At 64.0% G+C, this 21,561-nt stretch carries 27 protein-coding genes; 3 read left to right on the top strand and 24 right to left on the bottom strand.

The features are described 5' to 3' along the window. Nucleotides 1–38: 38 nt before the first annotated feature. Nucleotides 39–935, bottom strand: a complete 897-nt coding sequence (locus NMB43_RS12065) for a LysR substrate-binding domain-containing protein (RefSeq protein WP_494348408.1) — start codon at nt 933–935, stop codon at nt 39–41. Between the two features lie 185 nt (nt 936–1,120). Between NMB43_RS12065 and NMB43_RS12060 the strand changes: the two genes are divergently transcribed. Beyond that, nucleotides 1,121–2,089 carry a DMT family transporter gene (locus NMB43_RS12060; RefSeq protein ID WP_494348407.1) on the top strand — a complete coding sequence of 323 codons (969 nt, stop codon included), beginning with the start codon at nt 1,121–1,123 and terminating at the stop codon, nt 2,087–2,089. On the opposite strand, the gene NMB43_RS12055 is transcribed toward NMB43_RS12060, so the two are convergent. Together NMB43_RS12055 and NMB43_RS12050 are read right to left on the bottom strand one after the other, a co-directional pair. Then, nucleotides 2,090–3,433, bottom strand: a complete 1,344-nt coding sequence (locus NMB43_RS12055; RefSeq protein WP_494348406.1) for a GAF domain-containing protein — start codon at nt 3,431–3,433, stop codon at nt 2,090–2,092. Then, nucleotides 3,430–3,912, bottom strand: a complete 483-nt coding sequence (locus NMB43_RS12050; RefSeq protein ID WP_494348405.1) for a hypothetical protein — start codon at nt 3,910–3,912, stop codon at nt 3,430–3,432. Before NMB43_RS12050 ends, NMB43_RS12055 begins: the two co-directional genes overlap by 4 nt. 260 nt (nt 3,913–4,172) lie before the next feature. Here NMB43_RS12050 and NMB43_RS12045 point away from each other — a divergent pair, with 260 nt between their 5' ends. Beyond that, nucleotides 4,173–4,904, top strand: coding sequence for a hemerythrin domain-containing protein (locus NMB43_RS12045; protein WP_494348404.1), 732 nt, complete (start codon nt 4,173–4,175; stop codon nt 4,902–4,904). A gap of 58 nt (nt 4,905–4,962) precedes the next feature. Here the strand turns inward: NMB43_RS12045 and NMB43_RS12040 are convergent, their stop codons facing one another. From NMB43_RS12040 to NMB43_RS11945, 20 genes are all read right to left on the bottom strand, one after another. Next, on the bottom strand, nt 4,963–5,526 hold the full coding sequence (locus NMB43_RS12040; protein ID WP_494348403.1) for a YceI family protein: 564 nt from the start codon (nt 5,524–5,526) through the stop codon (nt 4,963–4,965). A 43-nt stretch (nt 5,527–5,569) separates the two neighbouring features. Continuing rightward, nucleotides 5,570–6,130 carry a YceI family protein gene (locus NMB43_RS12035; protein WP_494348402.1) on the bottom strand — a complete coding sequence of 187 codons (561 nt, stop codon included), beginning with the start codon at nt 6,128–6,130 and terminating at the stop codon, nt 5,570–5,572. A 28-nt stretch (nt 6,131–6,158) separates the two neighbouring features. Then, complete coding sequence (locus NMB43_RS12030; RefSeq protein WP_494352142.1) at nt 6,159–6,716, bottom strand: cytochrome b; 558 nt, start codon at nt 6,714–6,716, stop codon at nt 6,159–6,161. 154 nt (nt 6,717–6,870) lie between these two features. Continuing rightward, nucleotides 6,871–7,869 (bottom strand): 2-hydroxyacid dehydrogenase, encoded by a 999-nt coding sequence (locus NMB43_RS12025; protein WP_494348401.1) that lies wholly within the window; start codon nt 7,867–7,869, stop codon nt 6,871–6,873. 28 nt (nt 7,870–7,897) lie between these two features. Beyond that, entirely contained in the window at nt 7,898–9,730 is a 1,833-nt protein-coding gene (locus NMB43_RS12020) for an ABC transporter ATP-binding protein (protein ID WP_494348400.1), read from the bottom strand. Nucleotides 9,731–9,845: 115 nt separating this feature from the next. Then, nucleotides 9,846–10,427 carry a molybdenum cofactor guanylyltransferase MobA gene (gene mobA / locus NMB43_RS12015; RefSeq protein ID WP_494348399.1) on the bottom strand — a complete coding sequence of 194 codons (582 nt, stop codon included), beginning with the start codon at nt 10,425–10,427 and terminating at the stop codon, nt 9,846–9,848. Beyond that, on the bottom strand, nt 10,424–11,470 hold the full coding sequence (gene moaA, locus NMB43_RS12010; protein WP_494352141.1) for a GTP 3',8-cyclase MoaA: 1,047 nt from the start codon (nt 11,468–11,470) through the stop codon (nt 10,424–10,426). The genes mobA and moaA overlap by 4 nt, the downstream gene beginning before the upstream one ends. A 251-nt stretch (nt 11,471–11,721) precedes the next feature. After that, entirely contained in the window at nt 11,722–12,906 is a 1,185-nt protein-coding gene (locus NMB43_RS12005) for an Arm DNA-binding domain-containing protein (protein ID WP_494348398.1), read from the bottom strand. Nucleotides 12,907–13,680: 774 nt separating this feature from the next. Further along, nucleotides 13,681–16,485 (bottom strand): toprim domain-containing protein, encoded by a 2,805-nt coding sequence (locus NMB43_RS12000; RefSeq protein ID WP_494348397.1) that lies wholly within the window; start codon nt 16,483–16,485, stop codon nt 13,681–13,683. 28 nt (nt 16,486–16,513) lie between these two features. Continuing rightward, a complete protein-coding gene (locus NMB43_RS11995) occupies nt 16,514–17,044 on the bottom strand; it encodes a hypothetical protein (RefSeq protein ID WP_494348396.1) in 531 nt (176 codons plus the stop codon). After that, complete coding sequence (locus NMB43_RS11990) at nt 17,041–17,469, bottom strand: hypothetical protein (RefSeq protein ID WP_494348395.1); 429 nt, start codon at nt 17,467–17,469, stop codon at nt 17,041–17,043. The genes NMB43_RS11995 and NMB43_RS11990 overlap by 4 nt, the downstream gene beginning before the upstream one ends. Next, on the bottom strand, nt 17,466–17,897 hold the full coding sequence (locus NMB43_RS11985) for a DUF5406 family protein (RefSeq protein WP_494352140.1): 432 nt from the start codon (nt 17,895–17,897) through the stop codon (nt 17,466–17,468). Before NMB43_RS11985 ends, NMB43_RS11990 begins: the two co-directional genes overlap by 4 nt. Nucleotides 17,898–17,902: 5 nt before the next feature. Further along, nucleotides 17,903–18,178, bottom strand: coding sequence for a hypothetical protein (locus tag NMB43_RS11980; RefSeq protein WP_494348394.1), 276 nt, complete (start codon nt 18,176–18,178; stop codon nt 17,903–17,905). 73 nt (nt 18,179–18,251) lie between these two features. After that, nucleotides 18,252–18,542 carry a hypothetical protein gene (locus tag NMB43_RS11975; RefSeq protein WP_494348393.1) on the bottom strand — a complete coding sequence of 97 codons (291 nt, stop codon included), beginning with the start codon at nt 18,540–18,542 and terminating at the stop codon, nt 18,252–18,254. After that, entirely contained in the window at nt 18,539–18,733 is a 195-nt protein-coding gene (locus NMB43_RS11970) for a hypothetical protein (protein WP_494348392.1), read from the bottom strand. Before NMB43_RS11970 ends, NMB43_RS11975 begins: the two co-directional genes overlap by 4 nt. Continuing rightward, on the bottom strand, nt 18,730–18,963 hold the full coding sequence (locus NMB43_RS11965; protein ID WP_494348391.1) for a hypothetical protein: 234 nt from the start codon (nt 18,961–18,963) through the stop codon (nt 18,730–18,732). The genes NMB43_RS11970 and NMB43_RS11965 overlap by 4 nt, the downstream gene beginning before the upstream one ends. Further along, nucleotides 18,950–19,135 carry a hypothetical protein gene (locus NMB43_RS11960; protein ID WP_494348390.1) on the bottom strand — a complete coding sequence of 62 codons (186 nt, stop codon included), beginning with the start codon at nt 19,133–19,135 and terminating at the stop codon, nt 18,950–18,952. The genes NMB43_RS11965 and NMB43_RS11960 overlap by 14 nt, the downstream gene beginning before the upstream one ends. Before the next feature lie 2 nt (nt 19,136–19,137). Next, nucleotides 19,138–19,683 carry a hypothetical protein gene (locus NMB43_RS11955; protein ID WP_494348389.1) on the bottom strand — a complete coding sequence of 182 codons (546 nt, stop codon included), beginning with the start codon at nt 19,681–19,683 and terminating at the stop codon, nt 19,138–19,140. An 89-nt stretch (nt 19,684–19,772) separates the two neighbouring features. After that, entirely contained in the window at nt 19,773–20,120 is a 348-nt protein-coding gene (locus NMB43_RS11950; protein WP_494348388.1) for an Ogr/Delta-like zinc finger protein, read from the bottom strand. A 12-nt stretch (nt 20,121–20,132) separates the two neighbouring features. Beyond that, the gene (locus tag NMB43_RS11945) at nt 20,133–20,726 is read right to left on the bottom strand and encodes a toxin YdaT family protein (RefSeq protein ID WP_494348387.1); all 594 of its coding nucleotides are present in this window, start codon (nt 20,724–20,726) and stop codon (nt 20,133–20,135) included. A 44-nt stretch (nt 20,727–20,770) separates the two neighbouring features. Here NMB43_RS11945 and NMB43_RS11940 point away from each other — a divergent pair, with 44 nt between their 5' ends. Beyond that, complete coding sequence (locus tag NMB43_RS11940; RefSeq protein ID WP_494348386.1) at nt 20,771–21,022, top strand: hypothetical protein; 252 nt, start codon at nt 20,771–20,773, stop codon at nt 21,020–21,022. Here the strand turns inward: NMB43_RS11940 and NMB43_RS11935 are convergent. Then, on the bottom strand, nt 21,001–21,552 hold the full coding sequence (locus tag NMB43_RS11935; protein WP_494348385.1) for a phage antirepressor N-terminal domain-containing protein: 552 nt from the start codon (nt 21,550–21,552) through the stop codon (nt 21,001–21,003). The genes NMB43_RS11940 and NMB43_RS11935 overlap by 22 nt on opposite strands. Nucleotides 21,553–21,561: the final 9 nt, after the last annotated feature.

Below are 21,561 nucleotides of genomic sequence, written 5' to 3'. Positions count from 1 at the left end.
GGAGCACGACCTTGGGAGACCCTGTGGGGTCTCCCTTTTTATGTGCTTTGCGCCTGACTGCGCAGGCCGCTCAGCAGGGCCCGCACGGCGGGCGCGCGCTCGAAGCGGCGGTGCAGGGCCAGCAGTTCGGAATGGGTTTCCTCTCCCTCCAACCTGCAGAAGGCCACGCCGGGCATGCGCAGCACGCGGGCCGAGTCGGGCAGCAAGGCCACGCCCATGCCGGCGGCGACCAGGCCCAGGGTCGAGGTCATCTCGTTGACGAGCATGGTGCGCTGCGGTGTGAAGTGCGCCTGGGCCAGCATCTGGCGGACCGTGTGGGCCAGGCCGATGCCCGGGGGGTCTTCGGGCTGGAGCAGCGTGTCCTGGGCCAGGGCCGTCAGCGCAATGCGCTCGGTCTTGCTCAGCGGATGCGCTTCGGGCAGCGCGGCGATCATCGGCTGGCGTGCCAGCACGAAGTGTTCGCAGCCCTCCGGCAACTGTGGCAGCGGGCCGCGCGTGACCGATACATCCACTGCTTGCGATTGCACGGCCTCGATATGGGCGCCGGCCAGGCGCATCTGCATCTCGATGGCGACGTCCGGGTGGCTGCTGCGGAAGGCGGCCAGGGCACCGGTGAAGGGCCGCTCGGCCAGCGCGCTGCTGACATAGCCGATCACCACCGTGCCGGTTTCGCCGCGCGCCGCACGCTGCGCCGCATTGCCCGCCAGGTCGGCGTGGTGCAGGGCGGCGCGGGCCTCGGCGAGAAAGGCCTCGCCGGCCTCGCTCAGTACGATGCGACGGTTGGCGCGGATGAACAGGCGCACCCCCAGGCGTTCTTCCAGGCTGCGGATGTGCTGGCTCAGCGCCGGCTGGGCGATGCCCAGGCGCTGCGCGGCACGGCCCACGTGAAGTTCCTCGGCGGTGACGACGAAGTAACGGAAGTGACGAAAGTCCATGTGCCTATATTGATAACATTTTTCTTATCAATATTGTAGTAAGTGTGCGATTGATTGAATGCAATTGACTGGCCACAATGCACATGGGTTCGCGCTGGATGCAGACACCTCCTGCCGACTCACTGTGCGCGAAATGGAGGGGGCGACCCCTCCATTTCTTTTTGATTCCTGCCGAAATGCCTTCCATGCCGGAAAAGACTCCCTTCTTTGCCCGTCCGTTCAACCTGATCCTGCTGGCCAGCTTCTGTGGCCTGCTGTGGGGCAGTGCCTATCCGGCGATCAAGCAGGGCTACGCGATGTTCGCCATCGCCCGTACCGATATCGCCAGCCAGATGGTGTTTGCGGGCGTGCGCTTTCTGGGGGCCGGCCTGATCCTGCTGCTCGCTGCGCGCCTGCTCGGCTGGCGCCTGTGGCTCACGCGCGCTGACTGGCTGGGGGTGACGGGGCTTGGCCTGAGCCAGACCACGGTCCAGTACATCTTCTTCTACATCGGACTGGCCAACGCGACCGGTACCAAGAGTTCGATCATGAACGCCACCGCCACCTTCTTCTCGGTGCTGCTGGCGCACTTCATCTATCACAACGACCGTCTCAGTCGTCGCCGTGTGCTGGGTTGCACGGTGGGCTTCGTCGGCGTGGCTGCGGCTAACTATGGCCCAAGCCTTCTGCAGCCGGATTTCACCTGGGCCGGCGAGGGCTCGGTGACGCTGGCGGCCTTCCTGTTGTCGGCGGCGATGATCTACGGCAAGCGGTTGTCGCAACGCCTCAACGCGGTGGTGATGACGGCCTGGCAGATGAGCATCGGCGGCTCTGTGCTGTGGCTGGTGGGCTGGCTGGGTGGCGGGCAGATGGCGGACTTCACGCCGGCCTCCACCGCGTTGATGCTTTACATGGCCTTGTTGTCGGCCCTGGCCTTCGGCATCTGGAGCGCGTTGCTCAAGTACAACCCGGTGGGCAAGGTCAGCGTGTTCAACTTCCTGGTGCCGGTGTTCGGCGTCGCCTTGTCGGCCATCTTCCTCGGCGAGGACATCTTCGCGTGGAAGAACGGGGTGGCGCTGGTACTGGTGTGCTGGGGGATCTGGTTGGTCACGGCGGAGCAGCGCCCTGTCGCCTCGGCTGAGCACAACGCGACGCCCATGCGCGTCACTGGCTGATCAGGCTGCCGCCGTCTGTTGCAGGCGCAGCGGGCGTGACACGCACAAGCGGAAGCGCCCGCGTCCGGTCTTCTCGATGCGGATGCCTTCGCAGCGTTCGCCCAGGCGGCGCGTCAGCAGGATCAGACGCGCCTCCAGGTTGTCGTCGATCTCCGGCAGGCGGATAGCCGGGTCCAGGCGCAATTCTCGATTGGTGAACTCGGCTCGTCCCGAGCGGGCATGTTCGCTGACCAGCTTCCAGAACACCGCTCCGGCCACGCCCTTGATCAGGTAGTGGTCGTCGACGAACACGCTGTCGTTCTCCGGGTAATGGTGCAGGCATAGCGGCCGGGTATCCGCCGTCTGGGGAGGCTGGGCAGCGGTGGCCGCCTGCGGGTCGGTTTCGTTGTCTTCACCCAGGGCGAGGATGGCGCCCCCCAAGTGGCTGGCCAGCACAACCAGTGCGTCTTCTTCGGCATGTCCGAAGCGGTAGTCCTCCATGCTGTCGGCGTAGAGCACGCCCAGCAGGCGCGGCCCTCCCATGATCGGCACGGCGACCTGGCTGCGCGGCTCGGCCAGTCCGGGGAAGGGAATTTCCGGTTGCGCCTCGGCCAGCCCGGCGTCGATGGCCGAGGCCCGCATGGTGCGCCCGTAGCTGTATTCGGAGGTCATGAACGTGATGCGGATCGGCACGCGCTGGGCCGCCGCCACCCCGATCACCCCGCTGCCCAAGGCGATCTCGGAGCCGATGCCCGAGGTCGCGTAGCCGCGGCTGGCCACGGTATAGAGCGTGTCGCGCCGGGCGTCGAGCAACAGGATCATGCCGTGTGGCATCTGGAACGCCTGGTCCAGCAGGCGCAGGCATTCTTCCAGCAGGCTTTCCAGATCGGTACAGGCACCCAGTGCCTGTGTGCTGGTGCGCAGACAGGCCAACAGGTCGACGCGTCGTGGCGGGGCGGGGAGCAGCGGGCCGGGTACCGCCTCGATCGCCAGCACACGGTAGATATCGGAGCCCTGCAGGTGAAAGACGCCCTGCATGCCGGTCTGCGAGGCGATACCGGCCAGGCGTGCGCGCATGCGCTCGAACAACGGGCCTTCGGTGGCGGTGCGCAGGTACTGCAAGGCCACGCGGTAAGCCTGGGCGCTCGTGCTGTCGGTCACGTAGGCGGTGGCATAAGGGTGCGCCAGGATGTTCGCCCGCGTCTTGTTGAAGAACTGGAAGCTGAGCGCAACATGCTCGCGATCTACGTACTCCATCTGGGACAGGTAGGAGACGTTCGGTGTGCCATCCAGGGCGCAGGTCGCCAGGATCGGCGGGATGGTGCCGTCCAGGCAGCCACGGATGTCGTCCAGCGTGAGTTTCATGCGAGACGGACTCCCGCCGTGGTGCCGGGCGTCTGCGAGAAGCTCTGCTCTGGCGTGAAGCTGATGGCCACCCGGTCGGTCGGCGGGATGTCGACCACCGCACGCACCAGTGGCTCGGTGAACCCAAGCGGACAGACCTCGCGCAGGAACAACTCGGTGTGCCGCTCGCAGGCTGCGTGGTCGAAGGGGCGCAGTGCCTGTACTCGTGCGTTGCGTCCTTTCACCTGATAGCTGCGGTGGGTGCTGGGCTCGGTGATGGCCACCGCGATCTGCCCGCAGGCCTCGATGTCGGCCAGCAGCGCGGCGGACTGCGGCGCACTCACCACGATGGTCACATGGTGACGGTCTGGTGAAACATGGAAGGCGAAGACCCGCGCCAGCGAGGGTTGCAGGTTGGCGTCGCGCGAGGAGGCGACGATCGACACGCCGCCTTGGGCGAAGGCAGCGATCTCTTCGGTGAGCGGGGCGGGGCTGTCCATGATTGGCCGGGGCTGTTATCCCTGCATGTTAGCGGCTGCCCGCCTGGGTACGCCAGCATGACCAAAAGGGTGAGCGTGTCCCTGCACCTACGGGCAAAACCCTGTCCTTCGGGCAGAGATAGGATTTCTTTAAGGTTTCCTTACCGAACATTTACGCACCGGTGACGCAGCGAATTCCTAAGCTCCACCCACTTGCCCACCGCAGCGTTGGGCGATGAGCTGCAAGTCACCCGTAATCAACCGAGAGAGGAATACCCAACATGCAATCCCAACACAAGGCATCGGACGCCAAGGACCGCTTCAATATTTACAACTTCCCGCATAAGGGCCTGCGCGCCCTGATGCAGCACACGCTCTACACGGTCGGCTGCTGCGACTGGCTCGACGAGGTGGACGTGGCCGCCACCCTGACCGAGGTGCGCGCCATGATGGACATGATGCTGGGGCATTTGCATCACGAGAACGAGTTCCTGCATGCGGCGATGGAGGAACGCCGGCCGGGCTCCACCGCCGGCGCACTGATCGAGCACGAGCAACACACCCTGGCCATCAAGTCCTTGCTGACCGATGCGCTGGAGATCGAGCAGTCGTTGCCGCTGGAGCGCGCCCGCCAGGGTTACCGCTTCTACACACGCCTGGCGTTGTTCGTGGCCGAGAATCTGGAACACATGGTGATGGAGGAAACTGACCACAACGCGGTGCTGTGGTCCTGCTACACCGATGCCGAGATCATGGGCATCGAGCAGCGGCTGGTGGCGGCGATTCCGCCGCAGCGTGCGGTGGCTTTCCTGCGCTGGATGGTTCCCGCCATGAACGCTAGCGAGCGCGCCACCATGCTGCGCGGCATCCGCGCCAGCATGCCGGCCGAGGCCTTCGACGGCATGCTGTCGGAGATCCGCGCACTGCTGTCCGAACGAGACTGGAACAAGCTGTCCGCCGCGCTGGGCTGTAGCGCCAGCGTGAGCCGCGACGAGCTGGCCTTCCTGCGCTGAAACGACAAGGCCGCCGGCGGGGTTGCCGGCGGCCTTGTGTCAGGCGAATTCGGGCACCTTACTCCTTGATCGCCTCGACCGCGATGGCCAGTACCACCTCGTCGGAGACGTGCGGGGCGTACTTGCCCATGTTGAAGTCGGAGCGCTTGATCTTGGCGGTGGCATTCGCGCCAATCGCGTCCTTCTTCATCATCGGGTGGGGCTGCAGCGTGAAGCTGCTCAGGTTCAGCGTCACCGGCTTGGTCACGCCCTTGATCGTGAGATTGCCGTCCACGCTCACCGGCTTGTCGCCTTCGAACTTCACTCCGGTCGACTTGAAGCTGATGGTGGGATGCTTCTCGGTGTTGAAGAAGTCCTCGCCCTGCAGGTGGCTGTTGAACACTTCATAACCGGTGTTGACCGACTTGGCGTCGATCACCACTTCGACCGAACCGGTCTTGGCCGCACGGTCCAGCACCAGCTTGCCGCTGGTCTTGTCGAAGCGATGTTGTTGCTGGCTGTAGCCGAAATGGTTGTACTCGAAGCGCGGCGCGGTGTGCGTCGGGTCGATGGCAAAGGTTTCGGGGGCGGCGAATGCGGGCGACACGCTGCCCATGGCCAGGACGAAAGCCAGTTTCTTCATGCTGAACTCCAGTTGGGGTTGGATGATTGTGTAGGTCTGATGCTTACTTCTTCGGGGCCGCCAGCAGGCGGAACCGGATCTGCACCTCGTTGGCGACGGTGCCGAAATCTGCCCACATACCCTCGCCGATGGCGAAGTCCGCGCGCTTGATCGTGAATGCGCCTTCGAACAGCGCGTTGGCGCCTTCTGGGCGGAAGCTCGCAGTGGTGACGACGTCCTGCGTCTTGCCCTTGATCGTGAGCTTGCCGGCTACCTCGAAGCGGTTGTTGCCGAGTGGTTTGATCGCGCTGGAGACGAAGCGCGCGGTCGGGTGTGCCTTGGTGTTGAACCACAGCTTGCCGGCCACTTCGTCATTGCCCTCGGCCGAACCGACATCAATGCTGGCGACGTCGATCTCGAACTGGGCGCTCGCCGTGGCCGGGTTGGCCGGATCGACCGCCAACTGCCCCTTGAAACGCTTGAAGCTGCCGTCCATGGGCACGTTCATCTGCTTGTAGCTGAAGCTCAGCGCGCTCTTGTCGCTCAGCAGTTGGTTGTATTCGACGGCGTGGGCGGTGGTGGCTGTCAGCAGGCTTAGCCCGAGCAGGGCGAACAATCGTTTCATGCTTGTCTCTGGAAGAAAAGGTGGAGTGTCAGCTTCGTTTGAGGTGCGGCAGCATGCGCGCCAGCACGTCGTCGCGATCGACGAAGTGGTGCTTGAACGCAGCGCCCGCATGGCTGATGACCAGGGCGGCCATCAGATAGTTCAATGCCGCATGCATGCTGGCGAGCAGATCGCCCAGTTCCCGGTCGCGCGGCAGCAAGTCGGGCAGTGGCAAGACGCCGAAGTACACGGTCTGAACGCCTTTGGCCGAACTCATGAGCCAGCCGCTGAGCGGAATGGCGACCATCAGCAGATAGAGCAGGCGGTGCGCCCATTCGGCCGCCAGGCGTTGCCAGTGCGGCATGCCGGCAGGCGCGGCAGGCGCTCCCTTGGCAAGACGCCATACGATGCGCAGCAGGGCCAGCAGGAAGATCGTGATGCCCGCCCACTTATGCCATGAGAATAGCTGCAACTTGCCCGGTGAAAAAGGCAGGCCGACCATGTAGAAGCCGAGCGAAAAGGTGGCGATGAGGGCGATCGCGATCAGCCAGTGCAGGCCGATGGCGACGCCGCCGTAGTGCTGAGGGGTGCGGGAGGGCACGGTGATGGTGTTCTCGTGGCTGGATTTTCCGGCGGACTGTACGGAAAACACTTGGCGTGGAGAACGCCGATTACGACAAATGATTGTTGCTCGATCAGCAACAATCTAGTGGGAACTTTCTTGCTCCCGCTCGCCCGTCTGCCTATGCCAACCCTTGAATCTAAGCCAGCTTGACCTGGTTCACGATCGTTTTGCCTTGTTCGAAGGCCGTTGCATTGTCCAGCGTGGTGGCCGCAATGCTGTGCAAGGCCTCACGCGTGAGGAAGCCTTGGTGCGAGGTGATCAGCACGTTGGGAAAGCTCATCAGGCGGGCCAGCATATCGTCCTGCAGGGGGCGATCCGACAGATCATGGAAGAACACGCCCTCTTCCATCTCGTACACGTCCAGGCCTACGCCACCGACCTGGCCGCTCTTGAGGGCGTCGATTAGGGCCGGGGTGTCGATCAGCCCGCCACGGCTGGTGTTGATGAGGATGACGCCCCGTTTCATCTGCGCCAGGGCCTCGGCATCGATGATGTGATGACTGCTGTCCATCAGGGGTAAGTGAAGCGACACCACATCCGCTTCGCTCAGCACGCGTGTCAGCGGGGCGTATTCGAAGCCGATCTCGGCGGCGATGGCGGGATTCTCATAGGGGTCATAGGCGAGCAGACGACAGCCGAAACCTTTGGCGATGCGCAGCGCACTCTGGCCGATGCGGCCCGCGCCCAGCGCGGCATAAGTCTTGCCGTGCAGGGTGAAGCCTTCCAGGTTGTCGAGCGAGAAGTTCTGCTCGCGTACGCGGTTGAAGGCGCGGTGCGTCTTGCGCACCAGGGTCAGCAGCAGGGCGAAGGTGTGCTCGGCGACCGCCTCCGGTGAATAGGCCGGCACCCGCGCCACGGTGATGCCCACGCGTTCGGCGGCCGCGATGTCGATGCCGTTGAAGCCTGCAGCGCGCAGCACGACGAGCTTGATACCCATTTCGGCGAGGCGCGTCAGGACGAGTGAGTTGAGCCGGCAATTGACGAAGGGACACACGGCGTCGAAACCTTGTGCAAGCTCGACGGTCTTGTCGTGCAAGCGCTCCTCGAAGAACTCCAGGCGATGGCCACGGGTGGCATTGGCCTCCCGGAGGGCGCGTTCATCGTAGGCATGGGTGTCGAAGACGGCGATGCGCATGGTGAGCCTTTCGTGACAGTGGATTCAGTCAGTCGTCATTCTCGCCCAGGAAGCCGCCGCTCTGGTGCGCCCACAGGCGGGCGTAGAGACCACCCTGGGCCAACAGGCTCGCATGGTCGCCCTGTTCGACGATGCGCCCGCCGTCGACCACGATCAGGCGATCCATCGCTGCGATGGTGGACAGACGGTGCGCGATGGCCACTACCGTCTTGCCCTCCATCAGCTTGTACAAGCTGTGCTGGATGGCGGCCTCGACTTCGGAGTCGAGCGCGCTGGTGGCTTCGTCGAGCAGCAGGATCGGCGCGTCCTTCAGCATCACGCGGGCGATCGCGATGCGCTGGCGCTGTCCGCCGGACAGCTTCACTCCGCGCTCACCGACATGGGCGTCATAGCCGCGTCGGCCCTTGGGGTCGCTGAGTGTGGCGATGAAGGCATCGGCTTCGGCGCGCTGCGCGGCCGCGATCATCTGCGCGTCATTGGCGTCCGGACGGCCATACAGAATGTTGTCGCGTACGCTGCGGTGAAGCAGGGAGGTGTCCTGCGTGACCATGCCGATCTGTGCACGCAGGCTCTCTTGCGTGACGCCGGCGATGTCTTGCCCGTCGATCAGGATGCGGCCCGATTCCACGTCGTAGAAGCGCAGCAGCAGGTTCACCAGCGTGGACTTGCCGGCCCCTGACCGGCCGACCAGACCGATCTTCTCGCCGGGGCGGATGGTGAGGTTGAAGTCCTCGATCACGCGCTTCTGCTCGCCGTAGCTGAAACTCATGTGGTCGAACACGATCTCGCCGCGCGTGACCTTCAGCGGCTGCGCGTGGGGTGCGTCGACCACGGCGTTGTGACGCGACAGCGTGTTCATGCCGTCCTGCGCGGTGCCGAGGTTCTCGAACAGACGCGCGGTCTCCCACATGACCCAGTGCGAAATGCCATTCAGGCGCAGCGCCATCGAGGTGGCCGCAGCCAGCCCGCCGACGCCGGCCTCGCCTTGTGACCAACGCCACAGGCCTACCCCGGCGGTGCCGACGATCAGCAGCATGTTGAGCGAGAAGTTGGCGATCTCGATACCGGTCACCAGGCGCATCTGGGCGTGCGCGGTGTGCATGAACTCCTCCATCGCCGAGCGCACGTAGGCTGCCTCGCGCTTGCCGTGGGAGAACAGCTTGACGGTCGAGATGTTGGTGTAGGCATCGGTAACGCGACCTGTCATCAGCGAGCGGGCGTCAGCCTGTGCCTGCGACACACGGCCCAGACGTGGCACGAAATAGCCGAGGGCGCAGATGTAGAGCAGCAACCATATGCCGAAGGGCAGCAGCAACCAGAGGTCGAAGGCGGCAGCCACGGCCACCATGCTGACGAAATAGACGATCACGAAGACCAGGATGTCGGTCACGATCATCACCGAGTCGCGCACCGCCAGCGCGGTCTGCATCACCTTGGTGGCGACACGGCCAGCGAACTCGTCCTGGTAGAAGCTCATGCTCTGGCCCAGCATCAGCCGGTGATAGTTCCAGCGCAGCAGCATCGGGAAGTTGGCGGCCAGGGTCTGCTGCTTGATCAGCGCTTGCAGCGCCACTACCAAGGGGCTGGCCAGCAGCACGCAGGCCAGGGTGAGCAGGGTTCCGCCTTGCTCCTGCCACAGCGTGTGCGGTTGCAGTTTGGCCAGCCAGTCCACCATACTGCCAAGCAGGCCGAACAGCAGTGCTTCGAAGACGCCGATCAGCGCGGTCAGCATGGCCATTGCTGCGATGTAGGGGCGCAGGCCACGGGTGCCTGCCCACAGGAAGGCTAGTAACTGGCGTGGCGGCGTGCGTGGACTGTCTTCCGGGTAGGGATGGACGAGGGATTCGAAAAGGTTCAGCAAGCGGGGCTCCGGCGCATGGCAAGCAAAGCTAGACCGCGGGGCGGGCAGCGGGTTCCAGGCGAGGTGGCATTGTGCCTAAGGAAGATGTCGCGGGCATGCGCCCGGTATGGGTGTCTCACTCAGCGGCGTTGAGACGGTCCTGCAGGGCGCGCAGTTCAACTGCTGTGTCGGCGTCGGCAAAGGCGCCGGCGCAATCGTCGAAATCGACCGCAACGGCGTTGAGCGATTCCAGCCACAGCCCGACCTTGCGCCCGCCAGCGGTCAGAAAGGCACGCAGGCCAGGCAGGGCCTGCCGGGGCAGCAGGGCGTATACCGGTTGCATGCGACCTTCGAGGCGAGCCACGGCCGGACGGCCGCGCGCTGCGGCGACCATCCGTTGGACGTAGTCGGCAGGTAGCAGCGGCGCATCGACCGGGCAGGTGATCATCCAGCTATGGCGCATCGCGGCCAGTGCGGTCTCCACGCCGGCCAAAGGGCCCAGGAAGCCGGCGCGCAGATCCTGCACGACGGGATGACCCAGCGCGCGATAGTCGTCGAGGTTGCGATTGGCGACGATCAGCAGATCCGTCACCTGCGGCGCCAGGCGTTCCACCACCCAGGCAGCCAGCGGGCGGCCGTCTAGCGCGCACAGGCCTTTATCGATCCCGCCCAGACGCGATCCCTGGCCCCCCGCGAGGATCGTGCCGCAGAGCTTCATCCGCCGATGTACGACATCTCGATCTTGCCCGCCGGGGCGATGCCCTGACCGCGTAGCTCGGAATAGCGATCACCGCGTTGCGACCAGACATCGGCAACCCAGGCCGCGAGTTGCGCGTCATCCGCGTGTTCCCGCAAGAGCGCGCGCAGATCATGGCCCTGGGTCGCAAACAGGCAGGTGAAGAGCTTGCCCTCGGGTGACAGGCGCAGGCGATTGCAGTCGCGGCAGAAGGCCTGGGTTACCGAGGCAATGACGCCGATCTCGCCCAGCCCGTCGCGATAGCGCCAGCGCTCGGCCACCTCACCGCTATAGTGCTTGTCCAGCGTTTCCAGCGGGAAGTGTTCGCCGATGCGGCGCACGATCTCGCCCGCGCTGACCACGTCGTCCATGCGCCAGCCATTGGTCTCGCCCACGTCCATGTATTCGATGAAGCGCATGATGTGGCCGCTGCCGCGGAAATGACGGGCCATGTCGAGGATGTGATGGTCGTTGATGCCACGCCGTACGACCATATTGACCTTGGTGCCGATGAAGCCTGCGCGATCGGCCATTTCGATACCTCTCAGCACTTCCTGCACCGAGAAATCCGCGTCGCACATGCGGCGGAAGGTCTCCTCGTCCAGTGAGTCCAGGCTGACCGTGATGCGATGCAGGCCTGCAGCCTTTAGATCGGCAGCATGGCGTGCCAGCAAGGCGCCATTGGTGGTGAGCGTGATCTCCAGGTCCGGAATCTGCGCCAGCATCTCGACCAGGCGCGGCAGATGCTTGCGCATAAGCGGCTCGCCGCCGGTCAGCCGCACCTTTTTCACGCCCAGCGTGGCAAAGACCCGGGTCAGGCGCGCGATCTCCTCGTAGCGCAGGATGTCGTCATGCGTCAGGAAGGGGTGGTCGCGCCCGAACTTGTCGCGGGGCATGCAGTATGTGCAGCGGAAGTTGCAGCGATCCGTCACCGAGATGCGAAGATCGCGCAGGCCCCGTCCCAGGCGGTCGACAGGCATCCCGCCGGGCACCGCGGCAGGGCGGCGCAATGCACTCAGCGGAATGGTCTGGCCTGGAGGGAGAGGCGTGTCGGTCAAGCGAAATCCCGATGTGTATGTAGCTGATTATGCGCAAGCCCGTGCAGAGGCTCAATCGCGCCTAACCCCATGGATGGCCTCTATTCTTGCGCGAGGAGAAGCAAATAAAAACCCCAGCCGAAGCTGGGGTTTTTATTTGGTGGAGGCGGGGGGGATCGAACCCGCGTTCATCCGCGCCAATGCTCGATCTCCGGGCGATGCTGCGAAAAAGCTGCGAATCAGCCACTGTTGCTGGACTTCACTTCGCCCTGATTGCCAAATAACTGCACGGCGCGGTTTCCGGCTTCCGGCGCTGCATCCGGAATCCATCGGCCATAGGTGCGGAATATCATCGACACATCGGTGTGCCCCATCTGTCCTGCTAGCCAGACAGGGGATTCTCCAGCGGTCAGCATCATCGACGCGAAGGTGTGACGCGTCTGATAGGGGCGGCGGTAGCGGACTCCGGCCGCCTTCATGGCGGGAGTCCAGGCAGTCTTTCTGATGGGGGCGTCTCCTTCCCATGGTTCGCCGGTGCGCGGGTTCAAGAAGACTACGCCGCCGGCGAGGAAGCTGTGTTGCTTCTGAGCCTCCAGGGCGTCCCGCGCGGGGGCCAACAGTTTCACGTCGCGGGTGCCGCGCCTGGTCTTCGTAGTCTCTGGTTCGTCCGATGCTTGGGTGAGAGCGCGGCTCACGCGGATGAAACCACGCATGAAGTCGATGTCACCCCACTCAAGGGCGCACAGCTCGCTGGTACGCAGGCCAGTCCAGAGGGCGAACTTGAACAGGTTGGCATGTTGCGGATCGCGACAGGCCTGGAGAATGGCAGCCTGTTCGGTGGCGTCGAATGGATCAACGTCATCCTCCGGTTTCGGGGCCTCCTTGCGTGAATACGTCCAGCCATAGAGCGGGTTCATGTCAATCAGTTCGTCCTCGAGCGCATCTTGCAGGGCCTTGCGCAACACACTTTGCACGTTGGCCAAGCGCTTGTTCGTGCATTCCAATTCACAGCCCCATTCGCGGATCTGGCTGCGTTTGAGATCCGGAAGTGCAGTGCGGCCGAACTCGGGGATCAGCACGTTCTCGACGATCTTCGTGTAACCATCCAGCGTGCTGCTCTTGAGGTGCGCCTTTTGGCGAGCGAGCCATGACTCCAGGTAGTCCTCGAGCAGGTAGGCGGCCCCCTTCTGTTCTGCGAATAGGTGGCGCTTCTTTGAGTTCGGGAAGGTCACTGCGTAATCAAAGGTGCCGCGCTCGATCGCATCCAGGATGGCTGCGCGGTGCTGTTGGGCCCGCTTCAGGTTAGCGGGGGTGGGCTGGAGCTTGATCCGCTCGCGGCAGACGATGCCTTTGTAGGTGAAGCTGATCTGGATCGAGCTTTCGGAGACGGCGACGACGCCAGTCCGTTCCCGTTTTCCACCCATTCGTTGTAACCCTCTTCATCAATCAATCTGCGTCCATCGGGCGCGCGCCGCCACACCCTGCCTTCCATCCACTCGCCGCGATCGATCTTGGCGTTGATGGCGTCGACAGAGTACCCGGTTTCTTCCGCGTGCTTTGCGATGGTGCGGTAGCGAGCCATGGTGGCAGGGCGGTTTTATCGTTCCTGAGGGGGGTAGGGGCAAAAAAAACCGTGGATGCGTGGATTGTGTGTTTTCCGCTCGCAAGCCATTGATTCCGCGTATGAAATGTATCCACGGAATCCACGGAAACGCCCGTGGAGAGGGTGTCCAACCCGTGGAACCATTTTTGAGCAGGTCCGCCAACCGTGGATATTTCGGCCCTTTCCGTGGATCGCCGCTTTTTTGCCTCTCTTCTTCTCTCTCTCTTTAAAAACAAATAGATAGAAATACATATAGGGAAACTCGCTCAAAAAATGACAAATGCAACCCGTGGATAAAACGACCCATTCCGTGGATTTTTCGGGGTTACTCGGCAAGAAAACCTCTCGCCGCTCAATGACTTACAGACTTATCCACCGAAATCCACGGGTTTTTAAACTGTGCTTCCCCACCCGAAACAGCCATAACCGCAGGTTCTAGCCCCTCTCGTTCAAAGTCCGCAGTCGGGCCAGGTTTCTTGCGCAGGGGGGACAGGGGGGGAACGGCAAGGCGATCAGGCCTGGCCAGCCCCCTGTTTTAATCAGCCGGGCTTGCGCCCGGGAGGTGTGGAGGGCCTGGAAACGGGGCGGAAACGCCTCATGCGGCCTCCGCGATGCGCTCTTGGGCATGTGCCTCACCGCGATCACCGCCACGCTGCACTGCGTGCAATCCGAAGCCCTTCAGGCGCTCCAGACTGATGGCGGTCAGGTGCCCCATGCGTAGGCGGTTGTTGTCCGGGCCGATCATCCGTTCGAGGTCGTCGGCCACGATCACGCCGCTGTGCCTGAGCTGCTGCTTGAAGACCCGGTCGCTCTTCACCGGCAGGCCATTCCAGATATCCCGCAGGCGCGTGGTGGTCTTGATGTGATCCATCACGTGCGCCGGCCGTAGCAGCAGGCACGGCTCCATCTCGCCCGTGATCGGGTCTTTGACGCTGTCCCACACGAACGGATGCACGAAGGCGTGCGAGGAGATCTCCGAGAGGAGGGTCTCCATGATCCACACCCACGGCTCGCGGTCTGCGCTGGTCTCACCGATGTGGCGGTTCATCTCAGCCAGCACGTCCTGCGGGAAGCCGCCCTGGTCGTAGTTCTCGATGCCGGCGAACTCGCACATGTAGCGCCAGGCCAGCAGCACCGCCGCATAGTTCGCGGCCATCCGCTGTGCGCCTTCGTCGTTGCCGCTGGCGCGGCTCTTGGCCAGGCAGTGCGCACGCAGATCCTCGTACTTGCGATAGACCGTGTTTCTGTCCTGGCTGGCCAGGAACTCCAGCCACTGGCGCACCGGGAAACGCGGCAAGTCCTGCGGGAGCAGCGCGCCCTTCTTGCCGGTCAGGTCGGCACGGACCAGCTTGCCCGTCAGCGAGCGCACGGGCACGTCCTCACCAATCAACAGCACTGGCGCGCAGGTGAGGTACTCGATCGCTTCGGTACCACGCGGTGCGCTCTTGAAGTTGTAGGCCTCCTGCAGCAGGCTCACGGCCGCGTCGATCACGATCTGCTGGTTGGCCGAGATCTCCTCCCAGCCGACCGGGTGGCTCGTGGCGCTGGTGGTGATCACCAGGCGGAATGCCGTCTTGATCGCCTCCTTCGAGAACACCTTGATGGCGGTAGTCTGTTCGAGGCGGCCAGTGAGTACCGACTTGCCTGAGCCTTTGCTCGCCTGCAGCTGCATGTGCGGCCAGAAACCCAGCAGCACCTTCATATGGGCGCCGACCGTCCAGGCCAGCAGCATGCTGGCGGCGTTGCCCTTGAAGGTGGCCTGGTAAGCCTCGATCACCTTGCGCGCATCGCTCGCCCGTCCGCTGGGGAAACTCAGGTTGCTATAAGGGCACTGCTGCTTCGGGTTGGCGAAGTAGGTGTCGCTGCCTTCGCTGACCGTGAGGCGACCATCCATGTAGCAGAGGCCCACGAAGTTGGCAGCCTTGCGCTCCCCGATGTCAGCTCCGCGCTCGAGGATGTTCAGCATGCGGAGGAAACGACTCTGGTCCCACACAGCCCCGCAACGCTTCCATGTGTCGATGTTGAACAGCTTCTCGTCCTCGATCACCTGGCGGACCAGCTTGTCGCCGTGGCGTGCGGTCTGCACGACGGCCGCGAAGGCCACGGACGGCTGGCTGTCTTCTTCGCCCGTGGTGGTGGCCACCGTGCCCTGAATCGTGACGCGCGAGAGGCCGGCGACACGAAAGCTGCAGACTTCCTTGGTGTCCATCCTGATCGCACCGTCCTCATCGGTCACCAGCTCGGTGACATAGCTGGTGAAGTCCTTCTGAACGCGAAAGCGCCAATACATCGAGGTGTCGTGCCAGGGCAGGTAGACGCGCTGCTTGCCCTCGGGACGCTGGTCCTTCTTCTCGTAGCCGGGCATGCCTTGGAACAGCCAGGGCTCGATGCGGAGCAGCGCCTTGGCCAAGTCCTCGGGACCGTGCGCCTTCAAATATTCGTTGATGTCGGTACCCGGCTCCCAGCTCCCCATGTCGACGAGCATCGCGGAGATGTCCAGCCGGGTCAGGATCTCGTGCATTTCCCACGCGGCTGCGAGGCCTGGGCGGACGCCACGCTGCAGGTCCACCTCATCAGCATGGTCGAAGGCGATCAGCACTTGCTTGCCGCGCAGCCAGCGCCAGTCCTTGTGCTTGATGTTCTTGGTCCCCAGCACCGCGTAGGCGGCCGTCTTGGGCAGCTTGGCGCACTCGACCGAGATCGCGTTGATGCTGCTCTCGGTCAGGATTACGGTGCGCGCCTCGAGGAGGCGGCGCGTGCACAGCGTCCAGCCGTGGAGCTGCTTGTCGCCCTGGCACTGCGTCTTCACGCCACCGTTCAGCGCGGGATCGAGGTAGCGCAGATCCACCGCCACGATGCGCGGGCTGGTCAGCTCGCGCACGATGAAGGCCACGGCCGGGCCACCGTGCCCAGCCTGGCCAGCTTCGACCCGCTTGCTGGTGTAGGTGTTGAAGCCCAGGCTCTTGCGCGAGATCGCCTCGTTGATCACCTCGATGCTGATGCGCCGGCTCTGCAGGTAGTCCTTGGCCTGCTCGGCCTCGCGGATGCAGTTGTCGGCGATGCTCTCGGCGAGCGACTTCTCGCGCCTCGGCTCGTCACGTTGCGGCGGCTCGGTCGGGATGCCCAGGTAGTCGTGCAGCACCTTGAGCGCTTCGCCCACGTCGCCGGCGCGGCCGCAGTACATGACCAGGTCGACGCAGCTCCCGCTGGCGCTGTCGTCGCCGGCCCAATCCTTCCAGCTCCAGCGACCACCCTTGAACGTGATCGACAGGGAAGGGTTCCTCTCCTCGCGCGCCGGCGAGAACCAGTTCGCCTTCACGCCAGCGCCTTGCTTCATGCCAAGCCATGCTGCGAGATCGGGTAGTTCGACACGGTCTTTGATTTCTTCAATGCTTGCCATGGTGCTCACTCAATGCGTTGTGTTCTGATCAGTCGATGCGGATCTCGATGCAGGCGGCCAGCCCCGTGCGGTCGGGGTAGCAGTCCAGCCATTCAGCGGTCTTCGTGGGCTCGATGCTGGCCTGGTAGCCGACGATGACGCCCTGCAGGCGGTGCTGCTTGCCGTAGCCGAGGCTCAGCACCACCGGGCGGCCGACCACGCACGTGCGAGCATTCCAGCGCGGCCCCTCGGGTCGGTACTCGATGCGTTTGGAGCCGTCTCGGAAGCGATCGAAGTGCCGGCGCTTCAGGGGGATGAACAGAGGCTTCATCGCTGCCGGGTCGTTGTCATTCGAGAACAGATCCGGCACGCCACGCGGAGCCCTCGGTGCGGGGAGACCATGGCGGATGAAGAACGTCCGGCGCGCCTTGAGCCATGCCTTGTACGGCCAGCGCTTGCGCTCGCCGAACGGGTAGGCGTCGTCGATCGCTCGCGCGATCTCGAGCGGGGACTTGTTGGCCTTGATGCACTCCAGGCGCACCTCGCACATCACGTGATATGCCGTGTCGCCCCAGCTCATAGGACACCACCTTCCCTCTGCGTCTGCCGGGCACGCTTGAGCGCGTCGTAGTGGCGGGCGAAAGTGGATCCGCTCTGGCGCTTCCAGAAGTCCTCGCTCAGATCAGCAAGGGCGCGCAGCGCGAGCAGCTCGTCGCCACTGGCACCGCACTTGCCGGTTCGGGTGTGGCGCTCTTTGATGGCGACCAGGGCGACATAGGCAAGCTCGCACATGGCCAGGGTTTCCTTGTCGCCACGTTCGGATGCCGCCATCGTGAGGATGTCGCGGCAGTCGGCCAGGTTGTCGAAGTGGTCGACGTGGGCGTAGCCGCCCGCGAAAGCCTCGACGGACAGGCGTTCGGTCAGGCTCAGGTCGGGGATCGTCTGCATTACGACGAGCATCGGGGCGCGCGGCGTGACGGCGCGGCGACGGGTGTGCTTCCTCACTTGGCGGTACCTCCAAGCAGATCGCCGAGTCTCTCAACGACGACGACGTCCTTCTTCAGAAGGTTTGCCGGCTTGAGAACATCACCGAAAAGTGGTGCCTGCCCGAGGCACCCTTCATCAATGCTCTTCGGCTCAATGGACACGATCTCTGCCTTGATGAGCTTCTCCATCAGCCACTCATCACCTGTGCCGTCGAAGTCCGTCAGAGAGTTCCCATCCGCGTCGGTTAGTACCAACTCACAGTCGGATTCATCACCGCAGAGTTCATTGAACGCCATGCGTACCGCGTGCTCAATGACGTCGAGTCCGCGCAGATTTCCGCCAACAGTTACCGTCATTTCTGCGCGGTATTGCCACTCCGCGAATGTGAGCTTAACCACCTGCACAGCCGTTCTCCCCGAGAGGAGCATGTTCGGGTCGTAGTTCATCTCGCTCACGCGGCACCCCCACGCTGATCGATCCCGAAAAGTTCGGTGAAAGGAACGCAGCGCCGGCCCTGAGTAGCGGCGTCGGCCGGTTTGACGATTCGGGTTTGCGTCTGCGGCTGCTCAGTAAGGTGGGTAAAGCCCAGCGCGTTGGCGAGGCGGATTCCCTCGACGACGGGCAGGGCACCGATCAGCGCCGTGCAGAACTCGCGTGCGCGGTCGTCGTTGTTGTCACGGCGTGCGCGGGCGACGTTTGCAAGCGCGATCAGCCTGTCGATCGACATAGAGGGCGTTGCGGTTGCGCGCCGATCTGCTCGTGCGGGGCCAGGCATGGGAATAAACGGTTCGTGACTCATTTCAGTGGGTCTCCCAAAAGAGGAACGGGCGCTGCTCATGCCGGCGGAATCGCCATGCGAGCAGCAGGTAGATGAAGTTGGCGAGGGTGACCAGGGCGGCGCAGGCGCCGCTCCACACTTGGCCCAGCGCGGGGTAGTAGAAGAGGTTCCAGGCGCCCCAGACGGTGAAGAAGAGGACGGCCATGAGCGACACGCCCCGCACGCAGCGCTCGCGCAGCAGCACTCGGCAGTGGTTCAGCACCATCAGGCCGGCCAGCCCCTCGAACAGCGCATTGATCAGGTCGTGGCTCACGCTGCGACCTCCTGGGCGGTTGCGGCCTCGATGCTGCGGGCGCACTTCTCGCAGCACCATTTCTGGTGCAGTGCCGTGATGGCGACGTAGCGGCCCGCTGCACGCGGGACGGCCGTGCGGCACTCGTCGCACATGCGCTTGCCGGGCTGGATGGCGGTGGCCCCGCGGTAGAAGCCGTTGATCGGTCTCATGCCGGCCTCCGCGTGCTGAAGAAGACCTTGAGCGCTTGCGCCTCGGCCGGGACAACACTGGCGAGATGGGCCTCGATGGCGGCGAAGCCCTCGGTGGTCTCCATCTCGCGCTTGTAGTCGTTCACCAGTTCGGTGCGATGCGGCTTGCTCCAGCCTTCACACACCCGCAAGTACTCGAGGTGAACCGACATTTGGTCGCGCATGTCGCCGACGAACTCAGCGCGTGCCATGGCTCACCTCCATGCGGTGCCTAGGCAAGCGTTCGGGAGCACAAGCCATAAGCGTCGAGCGCAGCTCACGCAGCAGTGCAATGTCGGTTTCATCGACGGCTCGCCGCGTGAGACGGTCTTCGGCGCGCACGAGCAGATCGACGATGGTGGTCTGTTGGACTCCGGTTGCCATGTTCAGGCCACCTTCGTAGCCGGCTGCGAGGAATCGGCGATCACCAACGTGAGGCCCGGCCGGTAGGCCTTGCGCACGGCGTCGCCCCATTCCACTGATCGCGTGACCAGGGTCTCGAAGTCTTCGGCAGCCACGACGCCTTCATACAGCGCCGTTTCGCTGGCGCGCATCCTCACGCGGGCGATCAGCCCAGCAAACTTGCCTGCTCGGATCAGCGAGCAGCAGGCGTCGGTAACCTCGCGCGGCACGGCGCAGGTGCCGTAGTCATCCAACTCGTCGATCAGATCCTGCAGCGCTTCACCGTTGTGCGCGGCATCGAAATACACGCTGGGCCAGTAGATCGTCTCGATGGTGATCCGTCGCATCCACAGCTCATTGGACGGGGGGACGCGGGGGGCGCGGCGCAATGCCTCGGTGCTGGCGTCGAGGGTGCTGAGCGCCTCGATCATGGGCGTGCGCTCCTGCGCCGGCATGGCGCTGGCGGCAGCGCTGTACGCTGCTTTGAGTTGGTCGGCGGCGCGGATCACATTGGCGATTTCCTGATTCATGGTGGGTTCCTTCAGGCAAAAAGAGTCCCGCACGCCTGCAAAACAGGCGCGTGGTGGGGTGCTGCTTGGGTGGGTGGGAGGCGGCTAGGTCATGCCTGCGATCCCTTCGCAGGCGGAGGGGCGTGCCCGTAGCAGCTCAGATCGAGCTCTATGCCAGGCAGGCCCAATTGGTTGGGGTCCGGGGCGGGGCGGGCAGGCGCGAGGGCCTGCTTCTTGAGGGATTGCGGGATCTTGAGGCCGTGGTCGTAGGAGCCCTCGAAGAGGGAGGCCACGATCTCGCGGTGCGCCTTGAAGCGACCAGGGCAGACATCGTTGGTGCAGTCGAGGAACTCTTCGCGCAGCAACTCGCTGAGCTGGCGCGAGGTGCGGATGCGCGTCGGGAACCCGCAAATCGGGCACCGGAAGGTCATGTCGACGTAGATTCGGACGTTCGCCATGGTCAGTCCCTTTCAGGTCGCGCTGTGCTGTGAGGTGGCCTGCAGGCGCAGCACATTGTTGCGGCTCTCTTCGATGGCTGCGGCGGCCTCGGCCAGTTGCTTGTCTGCCTCCGCCAAGCTGCCGGCGTCCGCATGCTCGATCACATCAGCAAGTGCGGCGAGCCCTTCGCCAAACTCCTTGCTCATCACGCGCAGGCTGTGCGTGAGCGTGGTCTGCGGGTTCTGCTCTGCCGTCACGTCGGCGTGCAGGCCGGTATCGGCCAAGAGCTGACCCACGGCTTGCAACTGGAGGTCGGTGGGCAGCGCCACAAGGATCGAGCGGATGAAGTTGGCCGGCAGCAGGTTGTTGTCCTTGCTTTCGTCATCGAGCCAGCGATAGACCCGTTCCGCTTGCGTCTGGCGCGTCCGGAAGATGTCGCCACCCATCTCAAAGCAGAGCCCCGTGGCCTCCTCGCCGCCGATGCGCTTGTGGGCTTCCACAATCTCGGCCACCACGCTTTCGCGGCTCCAGTCCATGCGTCGCCGCCATGCATTGACGGCGGCACGCAGCACAGCGATCAGTGTGGTCGGTTGGTGTAGATCGTTACGCATGACGTTGGTCTTCATGGCTCGTAGGCTTACTGCACGACGTGAAAGGGGAGGGTGGGGGAATGGCCGTAGAAGGACGATTCGCCGGGGCGCTGCTGGTCGCCGATGAGCTGGTCACTCGGCTGGCGCTGGGGGTGCTGGCCAGCACTGTTCCGGGCTTCACCGATGCGTTCTTGGCCGGCATCGATACGCTCATCGAGCGGCAGCCGGGCACACCGGCTACCGTGCGAGCGCTGCACGAGTTTCGCGCGCTGGTGGCCGCTCAAGGCGCCGAGGACGATGCTCACCACGGTCACGACAGCAGCTCCGGCTGATACGGGATGCCGTTCTCGCGCGACAGGTTCTTGAGCAGACCGTCGATCAAGCCGCGATCCGCCTTGTTCTCCGTGGTGGCCTTGGTGCGGATCAGCTTCACCGCGGCGTTGGCGGCGCGCAGGGTGGCCTGGCCGGCCTGGTGGCGCTCATTCACGGCCGCGCCCAGCGTCTCGTAGTCGTGCAGCGCGTCCGCCCACTCGTTCAGGCGGGCTTCCAGGAAGTCGGCGCCGGTGGTGTTGCCAGCGGCGCGGATCTTGGCGGGGTTGAGGCTCATCAGGTAGGCCGCTACTCGGTCCAGGCGGATGCAGACCTGCTCCCGTTTTTGCTCACCTGCATAGGGCATATGCCCTATGCAGACCCCCAGAAAACGAGCAGTCCATTCTTCCTTCGTCTTCAAGTACTGGCGTTTCCAGTCCAATCCGAAAAGGTCAGAAATGGGCTTCAACGGCACCAGCTCGATGCCTTCTTCGTTCCTCACCACCGGCAGTGTCAGGCCGGCGTACTCGATGGAAATGGCGATGTGTTTCATGGATGGCCC

The sequence above is a fragment of the Uliginosibacterium sangjuense genome, assembly GCF_059132465.1.
This window is presented reverse-complemented; position numbering and strand designations above follow the sequence as displayed.

What these genes read in the sequence shown, in the direction of transcription:
- NMB43_RS12065 (WP_494348408.1), bottom strand. Translation starts at nt 935, where the DNA reads ATGGACTTTCGTCACTTCCGTTACTTCGTCGTCACCGCCGAGGAACTT.
- NMB43_RS12060 (WP_494348407.1), top strand. Translation starts at nt 1,121, where the DNA reads ATGCCGGAAAAGACTCCCTTCTTTGCCCGTCCGTTCAACCTGATCCTG.
- NMB43_RS12055 (WP_494348406.1), bottom strand. Translation starts at nt 3,433, where the DNA reads ATGAAACTCACGCTGGACGACATCCGTGGCTGCCTGGACGGCACCATC.
- NMB43_RS12050 (WP_494348405.1), bottom strand. Translation starts at nt 3,912, where the DNA reads ATGGACAGCCCCGCCCCGCTCACCGAAGAGATCGCTGCCTTCGCCCAA.
- NMB43_RS12045 (WP_494348404.1), top strand. Translation starts at nt 4,173, where the DNA reads ATGCAATCCCAACACAAGGCATCGGACGCCAAGGACCGCTTCAATATT.
- NMB43_RS12040 (WP_494348403.1), bottom strand. Translation starts at nt 5,526, where the DNA reads ATGAAGAAACTGGCTTTCGTCCTGGCCATGGGCAGCGTGTCGCCCGCA.
- NMB43_RS12035 (WP_494348402.1), bottom strand. Translation starts at nt 6,130, where the DNA reads ATGAAACGATTGTTCGCCCTGCTCGGGCTAAGCCTGCTGACAGCCACC.
- NMB43_RS12025 (WP_494348401.1), bottom strand. Translation starts at nt 7,869, where the DNA reads ATGCGCATCGCCGTCTTCGACACCCATGCCTACGATGAACGCGCCCTC.
- mobA (WP_494348399.1), bottom strand. Translation starts at nt 10,427, where the DNA reads ATGAAGCTCTGCGGCACGATCCTCGCGGGGGGCCAGGGATCGCGTCTG.
- NMB43_RS12005 (WP_494348398.1), bottom strand. Translation starts at nt 12,906, where the DNA reads ATGGGTGGAAAACGGGAACGGACTGGCGTCGTCGCCGTCTCCGAAAGC.
- NMB43_RS12000 (WP_494348397.1), bottom strand. Translation starts at nt 16,485, where the DNA reads ATGGCAAGCATTGAAGAAATCAAAGACCGTGTCGAACTACCCGATCTC.
- NMB43_RS11995 (WP_494348396.1), bottom strand. Translation starts at nt 17,044, where the DNA reads ATGAGCTGGGGCGACACGGCATATCACGTGATGTGCGAGGTGCGCCTG.
- NMB43_RS11985 (WP_494352140.1), bottom strand. Translation starts at nt 17,897, where the DNA reads ATGAACTACGACCCGAACATGCTCCTCTCGGGGAGAACGGCTGTGCAG.
- NMB43_RS11980 (WP_494348394.1), bottom strand. Translation starts at nt 18,178, where the DNA reads ATGTCGATCGACAGGCTGATCGCGCTTGCAAACGTCGCCCGCGCACGC.
- NMB43_RS11970 (WP_494348392.1), bottom strand. Translation starts at nt 18,733, where the DNA reads ATGAGACCGATCAACGGCTTCTACCGCGGGGCCACCGCCATCCAGCCC.
- NMB43_RS11965 (WP_494348391.1), bottom strand. Translation starts at nt 18,963, where the DNA reads ATGGCACGCGCTGAGTTCGTCGGCGACATGCGCGACCAAATGTCGGTT.
- NMB43_RS11960 (WP_494348390.1), bottom strand. Translation starts at nt 19,135, where the DNA reads ATGGCAACCGGAGTCCAACAGACCACCATCGTCGATCTGCTCGTGCGC.
- NMB43_RS11955 (WP_494348389.1), bottom strand. Translation starts at nt 19,683, where the DNA reads ATGAATCAGGAAATCGCCAATGTGATCCGCGCCGCCGACCAACTCAAA.
- NMB43_RS11950 (WP_494348388.1), bottom strand. Translation starts at nt 20,120, where the DNA reads ATGGCGAACGTCCGAATCTACGTCGACATGACCTTCCGGTGCCCGATT.
- NMB43_RS11945 (WP_494348387.1), bottom strand. Translation starts at nt 20,726, where the DNA reads ATGAAGACCAACGTCATGCGTAACGATCTACACCAACCGACCACACTG.
- NMB43_RS11940 (WP_494348386.1), top strand. Translation starts at nt 20,771, where the DNA reads ATGGCCGTAGAAGGACGATTCGCCGGGGCGCTGCTGGTCGCCGATGAG.
- NMB43_RS11935 (WP_494348385.1), bottom strand. Translation starts at nt 21,552, where the DNA reads ATGAAACACATCGCCATTTCCATCGAGTACGCCGGCCTGACACTGCCG.